Genomic DNA, 22,860 nt, shown 5'->3' with positions numbered 1-22,860 from the left:
ATTTTCACTTTTTATTCTTCAAATCAAACTATTGACTCTGAATTTAGTTGGTGATAATCTAGTGTTAGTACCAGGTTATAAAAAAGGGGGATTTACAATGAATTTACAGGATTTACTTGCACCCATCCACTATAATATTGTGGATGATATTGAAAAACACCGCTCAGATAAGACCGCGTTGATGATGGAAGATGAATCAGGCGTTGTCACAACACTTACTTATAAAGAATTATTAAATAAAGCCAATCAATTTGCCAATGCCCTAATTAAAAAGGGCGTGAAAAAAGGCGACGGCGTACTTGTCATTATGCATCGTTCACTTGAAACTTACATCGCCTATTTAGGTTTATGGAAGGTCGGTGCGGTCATTAGTCCAGCTTCTGAAATGCTGAAAGCTAAAGATTTACACCTCCGTTTTAAATTAGCAGATATTAAAGGCGTCGTTGCTCATGGTCATTATACAACAGAGGTCGATAAGGCCAACAACGATTATAATGCATTAACGGTTAAAATCGCTGTCGATCAACACGTGGCCTCTTGGGATAACTTTGATGACCTCTCAACAACTGAATCAAACACCTTTACTAATGTAGTCACTGCCAGTACTGACCCTGCTCTAATTGCCTTCACTTCAGGGACAACCGGCAATCCGAAAGGTGTCGTTCATATTCACGGTTGGGGCTATGCGCATTTACGTACAGCTTCAGAACGATGGTTAGATATTCGTGAAGACGACATGGTATGGGCAACAGCTGGACCCGGTTGGCAAAAATGGGTTTGGTCTCCGTTCCTCTCTGTGTTAGGACGTGGCGCGACCGGCTTTTTATTCCAAGGTCGTTTCAACCCTGAAAAACAACTGACACTCGTTGAAAAATACAACATCAACGTCTTTTGTTGCACACCAACAGAATACCGTTTACTCGCAAAAGTTGATCAATTAGAGCGATTCAACCTCGACTCATTACGTAGCACTGTATCAGCTGGTGAACCTTTAAACAGCGAGGTAATTAACATCTTCCAAGAAAAATTCGGTTTAAAAGTGCGTGATGGCTACGGTCAAACAGAAAGCACCTTATTAATTGGAACCTTAAAAGACGCGGAAATACGGCCCGGATCAATGGGTCAACCACTCTTGCCTGAATTCATCCATGTTATCGATGAAAACGGCCAACCAGTTAAAGAAGGCGAAGTCGGCGATATTGCGATTTTACGCTCATTCCCTGCCTTATTTAAAGGCTATCATAAAGAACCAGAGCGTTTAGCTAAAGCCATACGCGGGGATTACTTTGTCACTGGTGACCGTGCCACCTTTGATGCCGATAACTACTTTTGGTTCCAAGGACGTAATGACGATATCATCATCAGCTCTGGCTATACAATCGGCCCCTTCGAAGTTGAAGACGCCCTTACGAAACATCCTGCCGTCAAAGAAGTCGGTGTTGTTGCTAGTCCACATGAGTTCCGTGGGGCGATTGTTAAAGCGTTTATCGTCTTAACCGATGGTTACACAGCCTCCGATGACCTTGTTAAAGAACTGCAAAACTTCACAAAAAAAATCACCGCTCCTTATAAGTACCCACGAAGCATCAGCTTTGTTAGCGCCCTTCCTAAAACGGATTCAGGCAAGGTTAAGCGAGTGACACTACGCAACCAGGAATACGGTATTAAGTAATCAAAAAGATGTTCCATTCGACTTTGTCTACAATAAAAAAGCCACCCTTTTTAGGGGGCGGCTTCAGACTGAAGATAAACGCTGTTCTAGGTCGTCAATGCCTCGCCTTCTCGGAGTCGAGTACCATCTGTACACTCACCTCAAAGGCTCGTGTTTCCTAGAACAAAAGAATTTAAAGCCGTTCTAAACGGAAGTGATTGGAGAAAATAACGTTTCTTTTCAGTCAAGTCATCTTGTAGGCAAAGTCACTTGAACTAACGTTAAAAGTCAAACCAGTTTAATTCGACTTTGTCTACAATCTGAAAGCCACCCTTTTTAAGGGTGGCTTTTTTTATTAATCGTTTATTAAATGATCGGTGCCATTAACAAGGCGAACACTATACGTGTTATCTTGATAGTCGACAATGCTGATGCTTGCATTCATAATGTTTTCACTGTTATCACGGTGTTCGCGCCAATCGCCGCCACCTAAGACATACATTAATTGGCGTAAAACCATCCCATGACTCACAATCAAGACATTACCTTCAACGCCTGATTCTTCAATCCGTTTCAAGGCGCGTTTAGTGCGTTCGAGCATTTGCGAATACGTTTCACCACCACTTACTTGCGCACGATACTTAGCAGGTGTATCACGCATCGTATGGAATTCTTCGTATTTTTTCGCTTCTGATGAAGCCATTCCATCCCAAATACCAAAATACATTTCACGTAAATCAGGTGAAGCAAACCGCGGTACATCAGCATGATGCTCCGCTAATATATGATCAGCGGTTTGTTTCGTACGATTACTCGTACTTGTAAAGCAAGCGTTAAATACAACGTCAGCTAAGGCTGCTCCAACTGCTTTAGCGCCATCGATGCCTTCTTGGATTAACGGTGAATCACCCCAGCCTTGCATTAAACCTTGTTCGTTCCACTCTGTTTTACCGTGACGAATAAAATAATAAGTTATTTGCTTAGACACAACGCATTCGACTCCCTTTATTTAATAATTTCTAACCCACGCATGTATGGACGCAATGCTGTTGGTACAACAATTGAACCATCTGCTTGTTGGTAGTTCTCCATAATTGCTGCCACCGTACGGCCAACTGCTAAGCCTGATCCGTTTAATGTATGAACATATTCAACCTTACCGTTCACTTCACGACGGAAGCGAATGTTGGCACGACGCGCTTGGAACGTTTCAAAGTTTGAACATGATGAAATTTCACGGTAAACATTTTGACTTGGAATCCATACTTCAATGTCGTATTTTTTCGCAGCCGTAAAGCCAAGATCAGCTGTACACATGCTCAATACTTGGTATGGCAATTCTAAACGTTGTAAAATATCTTCCGCATCATTAGTTAATTTTTCTAATTCATTGTATGAATCTTCTGGCTTAGAAAATTTAACCATTTCAACCTTATTAAACTGATGTTGGCGAATTAAACCACGTGTATCACGACCGGCTGACCCTGCTTCTGAACGGAAAGACGCACTATAAGCGACATATTTAAGCGGTAATTCATCTGCTTTTAAAATTTCATCACGATGATAGTTCGTTACAGGCACTTCAGCAGTTGGCACTAAGAAGTTATCGCTTTCTTCTAAGAGAAAGGCATCTTCCTCGAATTTAGGCAGTTGACCTGTACCTGTCATGCTTGCACGGTTAACAATATAAGGTGGTAACATTTCTTCGTAGCCATGTTCTGCCGCATGAATATCCATAAAGAAGTTAATTAACGCACGTTCTAATTGTGCACCTGCTTTTTTATAAAATACAAAACGACTACCCGTTACTTTCGCCGCACGTTCAAAGTCTAAAATATCTAAATCTGTTCCTAAGTCCCAATGTGGTTTCGGTTCAAATTCAAATGCACGTGGTGTTCCAACCGAACGAATGACAATATTATCATCTTCCGTATCGCCCACTGGTGTTGATTCATGAGGAATATTAGGGATTGATAACATCAGTTGTTTTAGTTTTTCATTCACAGCAACCAATTGGTCATCTAAACCTTTAATGTCTTCACCAACTTGTTTCATTGCAGCAATTTGCTCATCGGCATTTTCCTTCGCCCGTTTTTTCGTTGCAATTTCACCGGATACTCGATTACGTTCACTTTTTAGTTCTTCCGCTTTTAAAATCAAATCACGGCGAACCGCATCATATTCTGGGAATTTATCTAGCTCACCTAAGTTTTCACCGCGGGCAGCTAACTTTGCTTTTACATTTTCAAAATCATTACGTAACACTTTAATATCTAACATTGTACATCCTCCTATGAATTATTTTATTGTATTAAAAAACTCGTCGACTTCTTGTTGACCAAGAAGGGACGAGTCGAATTATCGCGGTGCCACCCTAATTGAAAGGCCCTTTTACCGGGTCTTTCCACTTAATTGGGATAACGGCTCAGCACCGGAACAATTTAATAGAGCGTACTCATTCCATTGTTCACTCAAAGATGGATTCATAAAGGATGACTCATCAGTTCACACCAACCACTGACTCTCTTTGCAGTCTTCACCTTACTACTATTTCTTCTCAACGTTTTAATTATACGATTACCTTCATTTTACAATACTTTATTGAAAATGAACAGTGGCTTTACTGATTAGATTTTACTCAAACCAACCTTTAGCACCCTCAACAATGTAATCTTTAGCCGTTAGCAAACCTGACTTGCTTACACGCCAAGCACTCAAGAAAAAGCCAGCTCCCGCAATGTCGTCCGCTGCAATAACGTCAACGATACGACCTTGGGCATTATCGATATACCCATAACTAAACGGATCGTTCGCTGCTACCATTGCTTGACCGACAACTTTATCCTTCGCAATTGGGGCAATGAGTTGACCATCACCCGTAGTTAATTTATCCGACAACGTTAGTTTACTAGCAACAACAACCTTATCATCTTTCGGCACAACAAATGATGGTGTAACGCTTGTTGTTAAGGTTGCACTTTCTTTATCGCCTTTAGCGATATTCACCTTCAATTGCTGACCGAGTTCTTTTTTCACCAGTTTATAATTATCAAAACCGTAATTAAGTAGTTTCGCTGTTTCTACAAACCGTGCGCCACTATGTTGATCTTTTGGATTCTTTTTATCGATAACATTCATCACGACCGAAATAAGACGCATGTCAGCTTTTTGGGCTGTAGCAGTAAAAGTCATTCCCGCATGGTCTGTTGTTCCTGTTTTCAAACCATCGACCGGTAAGTTCTTATCTTCATTCACAAGACCTGGTAACATCCAGTTCCAGTTTTCCATTTTGATTTGATCATCAGTGCCTTCTTGAAAGGTCTTTTTGGGAATTTTAGCAAACTCTAAAATTTCAGGATAGTCCATAATTAAAGCACGGCCCAATTTAGCGATACCTCGAGCAGTTAATTCATTTTCAGACTTATTTTTTTGAACACTTTTCCCCTTAACATCTTCATAGCTCAATCCGGTTGAGTTAACAAAGTTATGTGGCCCTAAATCCAATTTGTCAGCTAATTTATTCATTAAGCCAATGTACTTTGTTTCATCGCCACCAGCTAGTTTTTCAGCGATAGCAATCGTCGCACCATTAGCTGAATAAATACTCATCGCTTCAGTTAATTCACGGACTGTGTATGTTTTATCTTGACGTAAAGGAACATTTGATAAGGTATTATCTTGTGATACATTATATGCCGCTTTCGAAATCGGTAACTTATCGTCCCAGTTAAGTTTACCTTCTTTGATAGCTTCCAATAATAAATATTCGGTTACCATCTTCGTCATCGATGCGATTCCTAGACGCTCATCGCCATTTTTATTATAGATGACTTTCCCGGTAGATGCTTCAATCATAAAGGCCGCTTTGGCATTTACGTTAATCGGATTTTTAGCAGTAGTTGCAGCCTCTGTCTTTGACGGTAAAAGCAGCGTCGAAAGCGCGAGCAAAGTGATGAGCGTTAATGAAATGATTTTTTTAAAATACATTGTAAGTAAGGGCCTCCTATTTATTATTGTTAATCTGTCCATGTACAATTACTACGCTATTTTATCACATTATAAGCATGAATAGTAGCTATATGACAAGTATTACAGACGATTTTCAAAAAGTAATATTTGGAAAAATAACCCGTGAATTCGACTCGCCACCCGTGATAATCCGTTGTGTACTTTCACGACATTCTGTTGTGTTGAAAAAAGAAGAACCTGTTCCTGGGTTCACGTCAAAACGAGGGAAATTACTTGAAGCAATATCGATTCGAATGCGATGACCCGTTAAAAAGACATTGCTTGTTGGCCAAAGTTCGATTTCAACTGTAAATTGTTCTTTTTGACTAACCTCATGAATGCGCATAATGTCATCCGTTAAATTATAAGTACGTCCATCGGGTAACACATCGCTGAGTTTCGCTGTAAAATCCACACTCAGCGCATCTGTTGTAACTGCTAGAATCACCCGTACGTTCCCGGTAACATTAAACGGTTCTGTCAGCGGTTCTGTTTCAAACGTCAAAACTGACGGATGCTCATGTGCTGGCAGCTGTTGTTTCGCACCCTCAACCGGATGCTCATGCATGAATGTAACGCCACCACGAGTCGATACAGGACGTTTTGGGTCGTGGTCGTACGAAAGTTCAGCCGCATTGTCTGATGGTTTTAACGTCAACTGAGAGCCGTTAAAATAATAGGTGACAGGAGTTGTATTTGTGAGTGGCCACTCAGAGGCCGTATGCCATTCATTAGTTCCCATCGTAAAATAGCGCACATTGTCTTCAAGGGCTAACGGCTCACCTTTTAACTGATGATTAAACCAATCCAAATGCCAGCCATAGATGTTGCCTCGTGCTTGTTCACCAAAGTAGCGTTCCCCACTTCGTGGTGAGAAATCACCATGAACCCATGGTCCGATAATTAATTTATCGCCAAGTTGTTTATCTTGGCCATTTTGAAAGTTTTCGAGCGTTCCTTTTAAGAAACAGTCATACCAACCAGCAATGTGTAATCCCGGTATTTGGACTTTTTCATACTGTGTATTAACGGATATTTTATCCCAAAACGGATCGGTTAAAGGGGTTTTGTACATTTGACGCAAATAAAAATCAGGCAAGAGATCGTAAATAGGTGGCCATTTTTCGTAAGGATATTTATCGTAATTGCTTGCACCATTCGTTATATTAGCCTGTAACAATGCATACTTACGCGCTAACTCCGACTCATCCTTGACGGTTCGTTCGAGTAGATTAGCCGCAATACTTTCCAGACTCCATACTTGCCACATTGACAGTTCGGTCGCTCCGTTATGATCTTGACTGACGTCAATGAAACTATTTTGACTCATAGTCGGTGCCATCGCCACTAAATGAGGCGGTTGAGTGAGGGCTGCTAACATTTGTGTGTAACCAAAATAAGACAACCCGAGCATACCGACTTTGCCATTGCTATACGGCAATTGAGCTGCCCATTCAACAGTATCATAGCCGTCTGCTTGTTCAGCAATATAAGGACCTTCAAACACGCCTTCTGAGTGATAGCGACCACGAACATCCTGGATAATTACAACATAACCGTGACTAGCTAATACTTGTGGCCGTAAAAAATCAAAGGCATACGTTTTATTATAAGGTAAGCGTGATAGTAAGACGGGATAGGTACCCTCATCAGCTGGACGATAAATATCCGCAGCTAATTTTATGCCATCACGCATCGTTGCCATGACATCTGTTTCAATTGTTAACTTCATTTCATTCCTCCCTCGCTCAATTAAGACTCATATTACTGCCCATTATAACGAGGATTTGTTTGAAATAAAAACAATAAGACTAAGCGAAACAAGCTGTTTACACAAACAACTAAAAAGCATAGGAGCGAATCTAAACGTGTTTATTACAAAAAAAAGCATCGACACTGAGGTCGATGCTTCCAATTTGCTCGTTTCTACCGTTTGGTTTCACTTTTAACTTGTCCAGTTACGCCAAACAGAAACTGTCAAATTTCAGAAAAACCTACGCGATACAAATCATCGCTTTCGTTTTCCTTCCAATTTGCTCGTTTCTACCGTTTGGTTTCACTTTTAACTTTGAATGCTATAGTTTGGTGCTTCTTTCGTAATTTGAATATCGTGTGGATGTGATTCACGTAATCCAGCACCAGTCATTTTAACGAATTGCGCATTTTCAATTAAGTCAGGAATTGAACCACAGCCGGTGTATCCCATACCTGAGCGTAAACCACCAATCATTTGGAAGATAACATCTCCTAATGAACCTTTATAAGCCATGCGGCCTTCAATACCTTCAGGCACTAATTTTTTAGCGTCAGTGTTTGATTGGAAGTAACGGTCTTTTGAGCCATTTTCCATCGCTGCTAACGAGCCCATACCACGGTATGTTTTAAAGCGACGACCTTGGTAAATTTCAGTTTCGCCAGGCGATTCATCTGTTCCTGCAAGCATACTACCGAGCATTACAGCATTACCACCGGCAGCAATTGCTTTAACGATATCACCTGAGTATTTAATCCCACCATCAGCGATGATTGTTTTACCGTATTCACGAGCAACGGCAGCACAGTCATTAATCGCTGTGATTTGAGGAACACCCACACCTGCTACAACACGTGTTGTACAGATTGAACCGGGACCAATTCCTACTTTAACAACATCAACACCGAGTTCGAATAAATCACGGGCTGCAGCAGCTGTCGCTACGTTACCTGCAATAATATTTGTTTTTGGGAAAGCAGCACGCATCTCAGCGAATTTTTTCATTACCCCTTCAGAATGACCATGAGCCGTATCGATCACAAGTGCATCAACACCCGCATCGACTAATTTTGTCGCACGTTGGAAGGTGTCATTTGAAACACCGACTGCTGCTGCAACTAATAAACGACCTAATGTATCTTTAGCTGCATTCGGGAATTCGATGACTTTTTCAATATCTTTAATCGTAATTAAACCTTTTAAAACACCTGTATTGCTAACTAATGGTAATTTTTCGATACGATGTTTTTGAAGGATTTTTTCAGCTTCTTGTAAGGTAGTACCTACTTCAGCTGTGACAAGATTCTCCTTAGTCATCACATCGTTAATTAAAATTGAGTAATCTTGAATAAAGCGCATATCACGGTTTGTAATGATACCGACAAGAATGCGATCTTCGTTGTTGTTAACGATTGGCACACCTGAAATACGGTATTTGCTCATTAAATGTTCGGCATCGAACACTTGGTTGTCTGGTGTTAAATAAAAGGGGTCAATAATAACGCCACTTTCAGAACGTTTTACTTTTTCAACTTCTTCAGCTTGTTGTTCAATTGACATGTTTTTATGAATAACACCCATACCACCTTGACGTGCCATTGCAATCGCCATTTTGGCTTCTGTGACTGTGTCCATTGCAGAACTTAAAATTGGAATGTTTAATTTTAATGTTGGTGTTAGTGCAACACTTAAATCCACATCATTTGGTAATACGTTCGATTTAGCTGGTACTAACAAGACATCATCAAATGTTAGTCCTTCTTTAACAAATTTATTTTCCCACACCGTGTATACATCCCCTTTATTTTTTATATTAATTACGAGATTACCAGTAATTTTAGACGTTGTCAACAATCGCAAATTGTCAGATTATTTAAACAAAAAGCCGATAGAAACAACGATTGCACAATCGATTAAAATCATGAAACCTTTTAAGAGTGGCGCTTTTGTTTGAGTGGTTAAGCGTGGATAAAGATGCCACAGCGCCATCATGATTAATGTTGTTACTACAATTAACAGTGACATACTGACAGGTGACACCAAATGCCGGAGCCAGAGGGCTGCCAAACAAACAATAATTACTTCTAGACTTACCAATAGCAGTTTTTTGATTAACATTAATTAAGCCCCCTCATTTAATTGAGAAAAAAGCACTGACTCTCAAACCGAAAGTCAGTGCTCATCCTTACATTAAGTGGTTTGCGTGTGCCATTTCCATAACCCAGTAAGAACCAATAACGATAATAACTGCGATAACCGCAGCAAATAAGAAGTTACCGAGTTGTGTGTAATCGGGGTCTTCTTCATTCACGTGCATGAACATGAACAGTTGAATACCTGCTTGAACAAATGCCATGATAAAGATAAACACAAGAATAATATTAACACTTAAATCAGAAACAGCTGCATACGCTGCTAATAAGGTTAAAACGATTGATAAAACAAAACCGATAACGTGTTTCCAAGGGAAGCCCGCATGCGATTGATGAGATGTTTTTTCTGTCATAATGGTCTACCTCCTTTTCTATTGCATTATTCCGAACAAGTAAACGCCAGTGTAGATAAAGATCCAAATAACGTCAAGGAAATGCCAGTAAAGACTTGAGACGAAAAATTTCGACGCAAGTTTTGGTGTCATTGATCCCATTCGTTTGAATTGAATTAATAAACCAATAATCCAAATGATACCGACAGATACGTGGGCACCGTGGGTCCCAAGTAAAACGAAGAATGCTGACCAGTAAGAGCCTACGCCTAAGTTAACGCCTTCGCTTACATAGTGAACAAACTCATAAACTTCATAGTAGACAAAGCCCATACCCATTAAGAGTGTGAGGATTTGATACACCATAAACTGTGTCCACTTAGATTGACGCATTGCGTGTAAGGCAAGACCACAAGTAAAACTACTTGTTAATAACAAGAACGTCATTTTAAAGACAAGTGGTAATTCAAACATATCCGCAGGGTGGAAACCGGCATCAGAACCGCCAGCTTTCATTACGAAGTAAGTCGCAAACAAAGTAGCGAAAAGCGCTACCTCAGCTCCTAAGAAAATCCAAAAACCGATAATGTTTAAGTGACCTTGGTGGTCTTGATACTCCAACGGTTTATTTACATCGACTTGGTGTGATGACATTACGCTTCGCCCCCTTTCGCTGCAGCTTCTTGTTTCGCTTTAATCGCATTTTCAGTTGCAACAATTTCTTCAACTGATACGTAGTAACCGTCGTCTTTTGTTGTTGAGAACGAACGGTAAATCATACATACAAATACGCCGATTAAACCGGCAATCGCAATTCCATTCCAATAGAACACAAGTCCAAAGGCACCGATAAACATAAATAATGAAATCGTCATCCCAAAGTAAGTGTTTTTAGGCATGTGAATTGGTTTATAATCTTTTTCAGTGTAAACAGGTACAGTATTTGTTTCTTTTTTATGATAGAAATCATCATGGTCGTTCCATTCTGGTTCAATTGCAAAGTTGTAAAATGGTGGCATTGCTGAAGTAGTTGCCCACTCTAACGTACGACCATGTCCCCAAGCATCGCCTGATACTTCGCGTTTTGATTTGAAGAAACTGTAACCAATGTTGTAAGCAAGAATAAGGAAACCAATGGCCATTAATAACGCACCCATTGATGAGATAAAGTTAAGTGTTGTCCAACCATCTTCGGCACTGTAAGTGTAAATACGACGAGGCATACCATCTAAGCCTAAGAAGTATTGTGGGAAGAAGCAGACGTTGAAACCAATCATGAAGAACCAGAAGAACCATTTACCAATACGTTCGTTTAACTTATGTCCGAACATTAATGGGTACCAGTAGATGAAACCTGCAAAACAGGCAAATACAGTTGCCGCAATTAATACGTAGTGGAAATGTGAAACAAGGAAGTATGTGTTGTGGTATTGGTAATCGGCAGCTGCCATTGCAAGCATAACGCCGGTTACACCACCGATTACAAAGTTAGGGATAAAGGCAATTGCCCAAATCATTGGTGTTGTAAACGTGATACGTCCTTTGTACATTGTAAAGAGCCAGTTAAATATTTTAACCCCGGTTGGGATTGAAATTAACATTGTTGTTATCGAGAAAGCAGAGTTAACAGCTGTACCGTTACCCATTGTGAAGAAATGGTGAACCCATACTAAGAAACTCAAGAATGAAATGACGACGATTGAGCCGACCATTGCGTTGTAACCGAACAAGCGTTTACGCGAGAAGGTTGCAATAATTTCTGAGAAAATACCGAAAGCTGGAATCGCAACGATATATACTTCAGGATGACCCCAAACCCAGAAAAGGTTGGCCCACATCATTGGCATCCCACCATCAGCAAGCGTAAAGAATGCAGTACCGAATAAACGGTCAAATGTTAATAATGCTAACGCAATTGTTAAAACTGGGAACGCAAGAATAATAATTAAACTTGTAATTAATGTTGTCCAACTAAACATTGGCATATTCATTAACTTCATGCCTTTCGTACGCATACGCATAATCGTAACGATGAAGTTAATACCGGTCATCAATGTACCGACACCCGATAATTGAATACCTAATAGATAGAAGTTAACACCGTAACCGGCGTTGAACGGCGTTGTTGCCAGTGTGGCATAGTTTGTCCAACCAGCATCTGGTGAACCCCCAACAACGAATGAAATATTGAATAACATCGCACCTAAGAAGAAAGCCCAGAAGCTCAAGTTATTAAGTACTGGGAACGCTACATCGCGTGCCCCGATTTGTAACGGCATTACTACGTTCATTAAACCTAATAAGAACGGCATTGCCATGAAGATGATCATAATAACACCATGAGTAGAAAAGACCTCATTATAATGTTGAGCATCTAAAAATTTCATGCCTGGTAAAGCTAATTGTGTTCGGATCATTAAAGCATCGACCCCGCCACGGAATAACATAATGATTGCAGCAATCATGTACATTACACCGATACGTTTGTGATCGACTGATGAAAGCCATTCACTAAATAACCATTTCCATTTTTTGAAGTACGTTAAGCCAGCAACAATCGCGATTGAAGCAAGACCAATGGAAACTTGTGCGCCTAGTATTAGTGGATCACCAGTAATGATGTACTCACTTAATACAGATAAAATATCCGCCATGTGTTTTGAACCTCCTCTAAATTTATGAAAAAGAGCGATGAATTACGTCGCTTAATGTGCCGTTTTTGCAGTTGTTGGACCGTGTTTCATTTCGCCATCTTCTGTGTAACGTGCATTTGTAACCGTTGTTTCACGTGCAGGTAATAATGGTTTATCTGAAAGTTCTTGTTTTTCATTTGGATTATGTGGATTTAACGGTACATAGTTGTAACGTTTCCAAGCATAGAAAACGTATTCCGGATCGGTCACATGATTAGCAAACCCTAAGTGAGTGCCACTAAACGTTTGTTGTTCTTCATGACCAGGAATTAACATTTTATCGTATGCATCCTGTGTTAATTTATCTTTTGTTTGTGCCGTTTTAACCCAAGCATTGAAATCTGCTTCAGATTGCGCGTTGACATCAAATTTTTGACCTTCAAAGCCACGACCATTGTAGTTCGAGTTACGACCTTGGTATGTACCCTCGTGATCAGCTTGTAAGAATAAGTTCATGACCATACCAGTCATTGCATATTTTTGACCACCTAATTGCGGTACCCAGAAAGATGTCATTGTATCCGCTGCTACTAATTTGAACTCGATTGGACGGTCAACTGGAATGTTAACATAGTTAACTGTTTCGATGTCGCTGTCTTCATAACTAAAGAACCATTTCCAGTCAGCAGATGTTGCTGTAATTACAAGTGGCTCCTTATCCTTAGAAACAGCTGGCGCTTCTTCTAATGAATAGATTGCTTTAACTGTAGGAATAGTTAAGGCCACAACAATTAGAATTGGAATAACTGTCCAAATGACTTCTAATTTGATACTCCCGTGCATATTCGGTTCATAATTGTCTAGATTTTTACGTTCGCGATACTTAACAAGCATTACAGCAAGTAACACCATCACGACTAAGACGATGACAACCATAAAGATGATTGAATACATGATTAGTCCGCTTTGCGTTTTTGCAACTGGTCCTTTTGGATCCAATACTGCAATATTACTACAACCGCTTACTAATGCTGCAATACTTAAAATACCTGTTAACAAGAGCAATTTAAATCGCTTTGCCAATAGAATCCCCCCACTTTCTCATATTTTAGATAGCGACATGAACGTCCTATCTGTATAATTGCTTTGTTCTAAAATAATTAACAATTTGTTCGCATTTTAGACAAAAGACTACCAACACTAATATAACCCTAATAGGCTCTTTTTTCAATCAATTTTTAACAGTTACCTTCAGTAATAAGCTTGTTCTGTTACATACAAGCGATAAGCCTTTCACTAAACAAGCCCTTTTTTCGACCGACACATTTTAGACAATAATTAGACATATTTAAAAGACAAAGAAAAGAGGAGACGCTTGTCTCCTCTAAGAGTGAAGATAATAATGTCTCAGATTATCGGAGTCGAGTACGCTATGTACAACACTCACCTCAAATATTCACATTGTCAATAGAACAACGTTTCTATTCAGTTTACTCATTTCGTAGCCAACGAAAGTCGTATTAAACGTCGTTTCACTTTGAAAATAATGCAACTGACTTTGACTACGGGACGATAAAAGCTAAAGAAAAATGTAGTTGTAGCTGTTTACTTCTAACCGGCTGATTTCACTTTTATTCCGCTACTTCTTCAGTTGCAACGTCAACTTCTTCCAGTTCTTTTTCGGTTGGCGCAATGGTTGCGACCTTATCTTTTTCATCGAGACGGATTAAACGCACACCCATCGTTGAACGACTTGTTTCTGAAATCGCGTCAACAGACATTCGGATTAAGACACCTTCAACCGTCATAATCATCAAGTCTTCTTCACCATTGACCGTAATCATGTTAGTAAGCGGGCCATTTTTCGCCGTAATACTCACGGTTTTGACACCTTTACCGCCACGACCTTGAACAGAATATTGTTCAATCGGTGTTTGCTTACCATAACCATTCTCAGTCACAATTAAAACCTTATCTGCTGGTTTTACAACTTCCATTCCAACAACATAGTCGGCTTCGTTTAGACGAATACCACGCACACCTGCTGCTGTACGACCCATGATGCGGACATCTTCCTCTTGGAAGTGAATACTTTGTCCTAAATGCGTTGCCATGATGACATGATTTGTTCCGTTGGTAATTTGCACACGGATTAATTCATCATTTTCACGTAAATCGATTGCTCGTAAACCACTCGTTCTAATGTTAGTGAATTGCGAAAGCTGTGTCCGTTTTACAACACCGTTACGGGTTGCAAAGAAAAGGAAATGATCTTGCGGCACATCTTTAATCGAAATCATGGCATTGATTTCTTCATCTTTTTCAATACCAAGTAAGTTAACAACCGGTAATCCTTTAGCTGTTCGACTAAATTCAGGAATCTCATAGCCTTTAGCACGGTATACCTTACCTGTATTCGTAAAGAAGAGAATCGTATCATGGGTTGACGTTGCTAACAGTTGTTCAACAAAGTCCCCTTCATGAATCGCCATTCCTTGCACACCACGACCACCGCGGTTTTGCGCACGATAGGTTGAGGCAGGTAAACGTTTAATATAATTGTTTTTTGTAATCGTAATAACGATATCTTCTTGCTCGATTAAATCTTCATCTTCTACCGATAAAATATCACCGACTGTGATTTCAGTACGACGCGTATCGTTAAAGCGTTCTTTAATCTCAAGTAATTCTTCACGAATGACCTGCAAGAGATTTTCTTTATCCGCTAACACCGCTTTTAATTCTTGCATTAATGCGACTAACGCTTGGTATTCTTCTTCGATTTTATCACGTTCTAAGCCAGTTAAACGACGCAGACGCATATCTAAAATCGCCTGTGCTTGTTTTTCACTCAATTTGAACTGCGTCATCAACCCATCTTTAGCTACTGCATCCGATGTTGATGAACGAATCAATTTAATAATTGCATCAATGTTATCTAACGCAATCCGTAATCCTTCTAAAATATGGGCACGTGCTTCGGCACGACGAAGATCAAATTCAACCCGACGACGAACAATGACTTCTTGATGTTTTAAGTAATGATAGAGCATTTCTTTTAAGTTTAAGACCTTTGGTTGGTTGTTGACTAACGCCAACATATTAATCCCGAAGTTCGTTTGTAAGGCCGTCATTTTATAAAGATTGTTAAGGATGACACTTGCACTCGCATCACGACGAACTTCAATCACGATACGCATGCCATCACGGTCAGACTCGTCGTTTAAATCACTAATACCGACAATCCGTTTTTCGCGCGCTAACTCAGCAATCCGTTCAATTAAACGGGCTTTGTTAACTTGGTAAGGCAACTCAGTCACGATAATTGTTTCTTTACCGTTTTTCTTCGTTTCAATTTCAACCTTCGAACGCATTGTCACGCTTCCTTTACCGGTTGCGTATGCACTACGAATACCACTGGCACCCATAATGTAACCACCCGTTGGGAAATCCGGACCTTTCACATGTTCCATTAATTCAGGAATCGTAATATCGGCATTATAACTTAAGGCCAAGACGCCGTCGATGACTTCACCTAATTGATGTGGTGGGATATTCGTTGCCATTCCGACAGCGATACCCGAAGAACCGTTGACGAGTAAGTTAGGGAAACGCGACGGTAACACAGCCGGCTCCTTTTCACTCCCATCAAAGTTTTCCACATAATCAACCGTATCCTTGTTAATGTCTCGCAATAACTCATTTGATATTTTTGATAAACGGGCTTCAGTATAACGCATCGCTGCGGCTGAATCGCCATCGACAGATCCGAAGTTACCATGACCGTCAACAAGTAAATAACGGGTGCTGAAATCCTGAGCAAGACGGACCATTGTTTCATAGACCGCTGTATCACCGTGTGGGTGATACTTACCGATAACTTCACCGACAATACGAGCTGATTTTTTATACGCTTTATCACTAGTCATTCCCAAATCATTCATCGCATAAAGAATACGACGGTGAACGGGTTTCAAACCATCACGAACATCGGGCAAAGCACGGGCAACAATAACACTCATTGCATAATCTAAAAAGGCTGTTTTCATCTGTTTGCTTAAATTGACTTCTTCCACTCTTTGCTCTGGTGCATCTGACATAGATCAGAACCTCCTATTTCCCAGGTAATAACTGCTTAAATATCTAAGTTATCAACATACTCTGCGTTTTCTTCAATGAATTGACGACGTGGATCAACGCGATCCCCCATTAACATTTCAAACGTTTCATCAGCTTCAATTGCATCCGATAGTTTAACTTGCAATAGCACACGGTGGTCTGGGTCCATTGTTGTATCCCATAACTGTTCAGCATTCATTTCGCCTAAACCTTTGTAGCGTTGGAGACTGTATTTTGTGTTTTCAGGCAATGATGCTAAGTACGTTTCTAATTCTTTATCGCTATATACATAATGCTCTTTACGTCCATGAGCAATTTTGAATAGCGGTGGCTGAGCGATATAAACATAGCCTGCTTCGATTAATGGGCGCATGTATCGATAAAACAATGTTAATAATAATGTTCGAATATGAGCACCGTCGACATCGGCATCGGTCATAATGACTAATTTATGGTAACGTGATTTAGCGACATCAAACTCGCCACCAAAGCCAGTTCCCATTGCAGTAAAGATCGTTCGAATTTCTTCGTTTGCTAAAATACGATCTAAGCTGGCTTTTTCAACGTTTAAAATCTTACCTCGAATCGGTAAAATCGCTTGGAACATCCGGTTACGACCTTGCTTTGCTGACCCACCGGCTGAATCCCCTTCGACGATGAACAATTCACTTAAATCAGGTTTACGAGACGAACAATCGGCTAATTTACCTGGTAAGTTTGAAATTTCAAGACCACTTTTCTTCCGTGCAACTTCACGAGCACGTTTGGCAGCAATACGAGCTCGTGAGGCTACCATCCCTTTTTCGACGATTTTACGACCAACATCAGGGTTTTCCATTAAAAACTTCTCAAAGGCTGCCGAGAATAAACGGTCGGTAATGTTACGCGCTTCTGAGTTTCCTAATTTTGTTTTCGTTTGTCCTTCAAACTGTGGATCAGGGTGTTTAATTGAGACAATCGCAATCAACCCTTCACGAATATCATCACCGGTTAAGTTCGGTTCTGCTTCTTTAAGAATTTTTTGTTTCCGCGAATAGTCATTGACAACCCGAGTTAACGCAATCTTAAAGCCTGACTCATGTGTTCCACCTTCATACGTATGAATGTTGTTAGCATACGACATAATGTTGCTTGAAAAGCCACTGTTGTACTGCATCGCAACTTCGACAGTAATGCCATCTTTTTCGCCTTCTGTATAAATCGGTTCAACGTTTAAGGCTTCTTTTGAGCCGTTGAGGAATTCGACGTACGATTTAATACCGCCTTCGTAGAAGTATTTTTGTTTCGTCATTTTACCTTCACGTTTATCTTCAATAATTAATGTGAGACCTTTATTTAAGAACGCTAATTCACGCGTTCTCACTGCTAAGGTTTCAAAATCAAACTCAGTTGTTTCCGTGAAAATTTCATCATCTGGATAGAAATGAACCTTCGTTCCACGGTCTTCAGTTGTACCGATAACAGACATGTCATCGATTACTTGGCCACGTTCAAACGCTTGGAAGTATTGTTGCCCTTCGCGCGAAACGGTGACTTCAAGACGGGTTGATAACGCATTAACAACCGATGCACCAACACCGTGAAGACCACCAGAGACTTTATAGCCCCCGCCGCCGAATTTACCACCTGCATGCAAGACGGTGAAAATAACTTCAACTGCCGGACGACCGGTTTTTGCTTGAATCCCAACAGGAATGCCGCGGCCATTATCAACAACAGTGATGCTGTTATCTGCTTCAATCGCGATATGTATTTCGTCACAATAACCCGCTAAGGCTTCGTCAATTGCGTTATCGACAATTTCCCAGACTAAATGGTGTAAGCCTCGTGCACTCGTTGATCCGATATACATACCTGGTCGTTTACGAACTGCTTCTAAACCTTCCAAAACTTGAATCTGACTTGCGTCATAATCACTACCATTGTTGTCGATATCATTCAGATGTTTATCTGTCATCGTTGTCCACCTCATCCATTCTATTAATCGTGCCATTGTCTACATTAAAACAAGTTGCGTTTGCCAACGTTTGATGATGAATCCCTTCAACACCTGTGGCTGTAACAAAGGTTTGTACCTTCCCTTGAATTGCATTGAGCAAATGTGTTTGCCGATGCCCATCTAACTCACTTAAAACATCATCAAGCAATAGTAAGGGATATTCATTTGTTTCTTTAAAAATCAAATCAATTTCAGCCAATTTCACTGCTAAGGCTGTCGTGCGTTGTTGACCTTGTGAGCCAAAAACCTGCACATTGCGCTCATTGACGATAAAACTTAAATCATCTCGATGCGGACCAATTAAAGAAAGACCTCGATCAATTTCTCGTGCTCGTTTTTGCACTAATTCTTCGAGTAATTGCTCACGTACCTGGTTGAACTCATCCGCTGTGTTCGTGACTGTTAAATTAACGGATGAATCATAGCTGATTTGAAGTGTTTCCGTCTCCCGCGAAATTTGCGAATGAATCGGAATGGCATAGCCTGCCAACTGCTCAACAAAATCACGCCGTTTCAGCGTGATTTTAACAGCTAATTCACTGTACTGTTCATCGAGAACATCGAGCATTGTCGTATCAGTTGTTTTCCGCGTTTGCAGCCGTTTCAAATAATGATTCCGCTGCTGTAAAATACGCTGGAATTGTGTTAAATCATACAAGTAAACCGGTAACATTTGACCAAGTTCCATATCAATAAAACGGCGTCGGCCACTTGGAGAGCCTTTGACTAACGACAAATCTTCAGGAGCAAACATCACGACATTCAAATTGCCAATATAATGGCTTAAACGTTTTTGTTCCAAGTGATTAACTTTTGCTTTTTTTCCTTTAGAAGTGACAATCAAACTCATTGGTAGCGACTGCCCGCGTTTATGAATCCTACCTTCTATTTTAGCATAGTCGTGTTGCCACTGGATTAAATCTTTATCCGTTGATGTGCGGTGCGATTTTGCCATCGCTAACGTATAAATGGCCTCTAACACATTTGTTTTACCCTGTGCATTTTGTCCTAGAAATAACGTGACACCTTGCGAAAATGCTAGTTCTGCATGATCATAGTTACGAAAATGATCAATGCTCATCTTTTCTAGAAACATAGTAACCCCTCTCAGTCAGCTTGAGCAATTTGATATTCGCCAAAACCAATGACTGCTATTTTATCGTTTGGGTAAAGCTTACGGCCCCGACGATTGTCAGCTTCCCCGTTCACCATAATTTCATGCTCGCTCAAAAACCATTTAGCCATGCCACCAGAAGAAATAATATCGGTAATTTTCAACAGTTGGCCTAAGGTAATGTACTCCGTATTGATATTTACTTGTTCCATTTTCATCTCACCTCGAGTTTAGTCATTCATACTTCTATTTTACTAGATTTCGGAGGCGATTACAAATAAACGGCAAAAAAATCGGCTTTACTGCTTTTTTTTGTAAGATAGAGTAGGCATACGTTTAACCGATAAATCTTCTTAGAACGAAAATAAAGCCCAAATAAATTGAAACACGTCTTTTAGCATAAAAAAAAGCATCGAGCGTTCTGCTCGGTGCTTTTTTGGTTAAACGTTTATTTAGAATGTACGTACGGGGGTAATCAATTGTAAAATATCATTGCCTTCTTCATGATCCACTGGACGGATGACAAATTGATGCATCGATCCTGAAAAAGCGATTTTAACTGTTTGGTTTTCAAACACACGTAAGGCATCAATCATGTATTTCCCATTGAATGAAATTAAGATCGATTCACCAGCGAAGCTCACTGGCATGAGTTCTTCACTAACGTTACCTACTTCAGGAGAATTAGATGAAATTTCAATTTCATTCGCTGTAGTTGATGCTAATTTAATGACATTATTGCGGTTATCACGTGCAAGTAATGACGCACGATCAATCGCTTGCAATAAACTTTTGGCAGCAATTTCAACATCTGTTGTATTTGAAGTTGGAATCAGACGTGTCGTATCTGGATAGTTACCTTCTAATAAACGTGAGTAAAATAAAATATCAGTGATTTTGAAAAGGATTTGATTGTTATTGACAACAATTTCTACTTTTTCAGTCGTATCATCTAAGATTTTATTTAATTCAGTCAAGCTTTTACCAGGAATAACAATATTAAATTGGGAATCCGCTGGTAAATCTACAATAATTTTACGTAAAGCCAGACGATGTGAATCGGTTGCAACCGATAAAAGTGTACTGTCTTTTAATATCCAGTTAACCCCTGTCAATACCGGACGAACTTCGACAGTACTAACTGCAAAAGCCGTTTGACGAATGAGATTTTTTAACATGTCTGCCGGAATTTTCATTGTTGGTGCATTACCAATTTCTGGTAATTGTGGATAATCATTTGCATCTAACCCGTTTAATGAAAAGGATGCTGAACCAGATGTAATTAAAGTTTGGAATCCTTCAGTAACTTCGATTGAGACTGTTTCATTAGGTAAACGTTTGACAATGTCTGTCACGTAACGTGACGGTAAGACGATGCTGCCGTATTTTTCAATGGTGATCAATTGTTCATCATCTTTTTCTAAGGGAATAAAGGCTTCAATCGAAATATCTGAGTCACTACCAGTTAAGATTGCACCTTCGTCATTAATGCTTAGTTTAATACCGGTTAAGATTGGAATGGCAGTACGGGCTGAAATAGCGCGTGTTACTTCGTTAAGAGCTTGAATTAAATAATCACGTTTGATTGTAATTTTCATGGGAGAATCTCCTTTTATATATTAATAATTAAGTTAGTAGTAGTAGTAGGGGCTGTGGATATGTGGATAACTCAAGTTAGCCTTACAATCGTTTATTTTAAGGCGTTTAATAACATGTGGATAACCGTGTCGTCAAAACGGCAGTTATGCACAACCTTAATTTTTCAGCGTCTTGCTAATCGTTTCTAATTCACGTTTTAATTTATCGTCTGTTTTTAGCTTTGTCGCAATTTTTTCATGAGCATGGATGACTGTTGTATGATCACGCCCACCAAATTCTTCACCAATTTTAGGCAAAGAGGAATCAGTTAGTTCACGAGATAAGTACATTGCAATTTGACGTGGAAAAACAATGGATTGTGTTCTTTTTTTCGCTTTAAAGTCTTCTAGTTTAATGTGATAAAAATCACCAACTTCTTTTTGGATCGCTGCAATCGTAATAATCTTTGGTGTTGCATTTGGAATGATATCTTTTAGGGCTTCGGCAGCAACACTAGCATCAATCGTTTTATTAACGAGAGATGAATAGGCAACAACGCGTATTAAGGCGCCTTCAAGTTCACGAATATTAGTATCAATTTGATTGGCAATGTAAAGCATTACTTCATTAGGAATATCCAAACCATCAGAATCAGCTTTTTTTCGTAAAATGGCAATCCGTGTTTCTAAGTCAGGTGGAGTAATATCAGTAATTAAGCCCCATTCAAAGCGCGAACGCAGGCGATCTTCTAAGGTTGGAATTTCTTTTGGTGGTCGATCACTTGAAATAATAATTTGTTTTTGTTCTTCATATAATGCGTTGAACGTGTGGAAGAATTCTTCTTGTGTTTGTTCTTTTCCGGCAATAAATTGAATATCATCAATTAATAGAATATCGACATTGCGGTATTTATTACGAAATTCTTCGGCACGGTTATCACGAATAGAATTAATAAATTCGTTGGTGAATTTTTCAGATGACAAATAAATTACACGTTGATTGGGATTATGTTCTAGGACATAATGACCGATAGCGTGCATTAAATGTGTTTTTCCGAGTCCAACTCCACCGTATAAAAAGAGTGGATTATAGGCTTTTCCAGGCGCTTCAGCAACCGCAAGTGACGCCGCGTGCGCAAAACGATTCCCACTACCAATGACAAATGAATCAAAATCATATTTTGGATTGAGATTGAGTTCACCATGTTGTTTGTAGTCGGCACGGGAATTGGTTAAAGCTTTTTTTTCATCTAAAGCGGTCTGCGTTGCTTGTTCGCCTTCGACAATGACTCTAATATTATAGCGTTGACCAGTGACACCTTCGATAATTTCAGAAATAATATCAACATAGTTCGCCCGAAGGCGTTCTTGCATAAATTTTTCTGGTGTCGAAATTGTAAACGTATTACCGTCAATACTAAATGGTTTTGATGGTTTGATCCAAGTTTCATAACTTGGTCCGCTTAAATAATGTTGCATTTTACTTGAAGCCTCAAACCAAATTTGATGGATGTCTGACAT

General features: G+C 39.8%; 17 protein-coding genes and 1 other annotated feature. Of the genes, 1 reads left to right on the top strand and 16 read right to left on the bottom strand.

The features are described from left to right. Positions 1–97: 97 nt before the first annotated feature. Entirely contained in the window at positions 98–1,672 is a 1,575-nt protein-coding gene (locus ACJYYY_RS00085; RefSeq protein ID WP_408868968.1) for an acyl-CoA synthetase, read from the top strand. 334 nt (positions 1,673–2,006) lie between these two features. Here the strand turns inward: ACJYYY_RS00085 and ACJYYY_RS00080 are convergent, their stop codons facing one another. From ACJYYY_RS00080 to dnaA, 16 genes are all read right to left on the bottom strand, one after another. Further along, complete coding sequence (locus ACJYYY_RS00080) at positions 2,007–2,639, bottom strand: histidine phosphatase family protein (protein WP_035315431.1); 633 nt, start codon at positions 2,637–2,639, stop codon at positions 2,007–2,009. A gap of 17 nt (positions 2,640–2,656) precedes the next feature. Beyond that, the gene (serS, locus tag ACJYYY_RS00075) at positions 2,657–3,931 is read right to left on the bottom strand and encodes a serine--tRNA ligase (RefSeq protein ID WP_035315430.1); all 1,275 of its coding nucleotides are present in this window, start codon (positions 3,929–3,931) and stop codon (positions 2,657–2,659) included. Between the two features lie 61 nt (positions 3,932–3,992). Then, positions 3,993–4,221, bottom strand: a binding site (T-box leader). A gap of 64 nt (positions 4,222–4,285) precedes the next feature. After that, positions 4,286–5,638: a D-alanyl-D-alanine carboxypeptidase family protein gene (locus ACJYYY_RS00070; protein WP_408868967.1), complete on the bottom strand. Its 1,353-nt coding sequence runs from the start codon at positions 5,636–5,638 to the stop codon at positions 4,286–4,288. Between the two features lie 115 nt (positions 5,639–5,753). Next, positions 5,754–7,391, bottom strand: coding sequence for a CocE/NonD family hydrolase (locus ACJYYY_RS00065; RefSeq protein ID WP_035315427.1), 1,638 nt, complete (start codon positions 7,389–7,391; stop codon positions 5,754–5,756). A gap of 330 nt (positions 7,392–7,721) precedes the next feature. Further along, a complete protein-coding gene (guaB, locus tag ACJYYY_RS00060; RefSeq protein WP_035315425.1) occupies positions 7,722–9,197 on the bottom strand; it encodes an IMP dehydrogenase in 1,476 nt (491 codons plus the stop codon). Between the two features lie 84 nt (positions 9,198–9,281). Further along, a complete protein-coding gene (locus ACJYYY_RS00055) occupies positions 9,282–9,530 on the bottom strand; it encodes a hypothetical protein (protein WP_035315424.1) in 249 nt (82 codons plus the stop codon). Between the two features lie 67 nt (positions 9,531–9,597). Further along, positions 9,598–9,918 carry a cytochrome aa3 quinol oxidase subunit IV gene (qoxD, locus tag ACJYYY_RS00050; protein WP_035315422.1) on the bottom strand — a complete coding sequence of 107 codons (321 nt, stop codon included), beginning with the start codon at positions 9,916–9,918 and terminating at the stop codon, positions 9,598–9,600. 18 nt (positions 9,919–9,936) lie between these two features. After that, positions 9,937–10,551, bottom strand: coding sequence for a cytochrome aa3 quinol oxidase subunit III (gene qoxC, locus ACJYYY_RS00045; protein ID WP_035315421.1), 615 nt, complete (start codon positions 10,549–10,551; stop codon positions 9,937–9,939). Then, entirely contained in the window at positions 10,551–12,551 is a 2,001-nt protein-coding gene (gene qoxB / locus ACJYYY_RS00040; RefSeq protein WP_408868966.1) for a cytochrome aa3 quinol oxidase subunit I, read from the bottom strand. The genes qoxC and qoxB overlap by 1 nt, the downstream gene beginning before the upstream one ends. 51 nt (positions 12,552–12,602) lie before the next feature. Next, positions 12,603–13,613, bottom strand: coding sequence for a cytochrome aa3 quinol oxidase subunit II (qoxA, locus tag ACJYYY_RS00035; protein WP_051456805.1), 1,011 nt, complete (start codon positions 13,611–13,613; stop codon positions 12,603–12,605). A gap of 548 nt (positions 13,614–14,161) precedes the next feature. Beyond that, positions 14,162–16,630 (bottom strand): DNA gyrase subunit A, encoded by a 2,469-nt coding sequence (gyrA, locus tag ACJYYY_RS00030; protein ID WP_035313235.1) that lies wholly within the window; start codon positions 16,628–16,630, stop codon positions 14,162–14,164. Positions 16,631–16,665: 35 nt separating this feature from the next. Next, positions 16,666–18,606: a DNA topoisomerase (ATP-hydrolyzing) subunit B gene (gene gyrB / locus ACJYYY_RS00025; protein WP_035313237.1), complete on the bottom strand. Its 1,941-nt coding sequence runs from the start codon at positions 18,604–18,606 to the stop codon at positions 16,666–16,668. Further along, positions 18,596–19,744 (bottom strand): DNA replication/repair protein RecF, encoded by a 1,149-nt coding sequence (gene recF, locus ACJYYY_RS00020; protein WP_035313239.1) that lies wholly within the window; start codon positions 19,742–19,744, stop codon positions 18,596–18,598. The genes gyrB and recF overlap by 11 nt, the downstream gene beginning before the upstream one ends. An 11-nt stretch (positions 19,745–19,755) precedes the next feature. Then, positions 19,756–19,974: a S4 domain-containing protein YaaA gene (yaaA, locus tag ACJYYY_RS00015; protein WP_035313240.1), complete on the bottom strand. Its 219-nt coding sequence runs from the start codon at positions 19,972–19,974 to the stop codon at positions 19,756–19,758. Between the two features lie 240 nt (positions 19,975–20,214). Continuing rightward, complete coding sequence (gene dnaN / locus ACJYYY_RS00010; protein ID WP_035313241.1) at positions 20,215–21,360, bottom strand: DNA polymerase III subunit beta; 1,146 nt, start codon at positions 21,358–21,360, stop codon at positions 20,215–20,217. Positions 21,361–21,516: 156 nt separating this feature from the next. Beyond that, entirely contained in the window at positions 21,517–22,860 is a 1,344-nt protein-coding gene (dnaA, locus tag ACJYYY_RS00005; RefSeq protein ID WP_408868965.1) for a chromosomal replication initiator protein DnaA, read from the bottom strand.

Source organism: Brochothrix campestris (assembly GCF_046058945.1).
Classification (GTDB): domain Bacteria; phylum Bacillota; class Bacilli; order Lactobacillales; family Listeriaceae; genus Brochothrix; species Brochothrix campestris.
Note: the sequence above shows the minus strand (reverse complement) of the source record. Positions and strands in the feature narration are given on the sequence as shown.

Bases quoted from the DNA above. Each gene is read 5' to 3' on its own strand.
- ACJYYY_RS00070 (WP_408868967.1), bottom strand. From the start codon at position 5,638: ATGTATTTTAAAAAAATCATTTCATTAACGCTCATCACTTTGCTCGCG.
- recF (WP_035313239.1), bottom strand. From the start codon at position 19,744: ATGTTTCTAGAAAAGATGAGCATTGATCATTTTCGTAACTATGATCAT.
- ACJYYY_RS00065 (WP_035315427.1), bottom strand. From the start codon at position 7,391: ATGAAGTTAACAATTGAAACAGATGTCATGGCAACGATGCGTGATGGC.
- dnaN (WP_035313241.1), bottom strand. From the start codon at position 21,360: ATGAAAATTACAATCAAACGTGATTATTTAATTCAAGCTCTTAACGAA.
- gyrA (WP_035313235.1), bottom strand. From the start codon at position 16,630: ATGTCAGATGCACCAGAGCAAAGAGTGGAAGAAGTCAATTTAAGCAAA.
- dnaA (WP_408868965.1), bottom strand. From the start codon at position 22,860: ATGTCAGACATCCATCAAATTTGGTTTGAGGCTTCAAGTAAAATGCAA.
- serS (WP_035315430.1), bottom strand. From the start codon at position 3,931: ATGTTAGATATTAAAGTGTTACGTAATGATTTTGAAAATGTAAAAGCA.
- ACJYYY_RS00085 (WP_408868968.1), top strand. From the start codon at position 98: ATGAATTTACAGGATTTACTTGCACCCATCCACTATAATATTGTGGAT.
- qoxD (WP_035315422.1), bottom strand. From the start codon at position 9,918: ATGACAGAAAAAACATCTCATCAATCGCATGCGGGCTTCCCTTGGAAA.
- yaaA (WP_035313240.1), bottom strand. From the start codon at position 19,974: ATGGAACAAGTAAATATCAATACGGAGTACATTACCTTAGGCCAACTG.
- qoxB (WP_408868966.1), bottom strand. From the start codon at position 12,551: ATGGCGGATATTTTATCTGTATTAAGTGAGTACATCATTACTGGTGAT.
- ACJYYY_RS00055 (WP_035315424.1), bottom strand. From the start codon at position 9,530: ATGTTAATCAAAAAACTGCTATTGGTAAGTCTAGAAGTAATTATTGTT.
- gyrB (WP_035313237.1), bottom strand. From the start codon at position 18,606: ATGACAGATAAACATCTGAATGATATCGACAACAATGGTAGTGATTAT.
- qoxC (WP_035315421.1), bottom strand. From the start codon at position 10,551: ATGTCATCACACCAAGTCGATGTAAATAAACCGTTGGAGTATCAAGAC.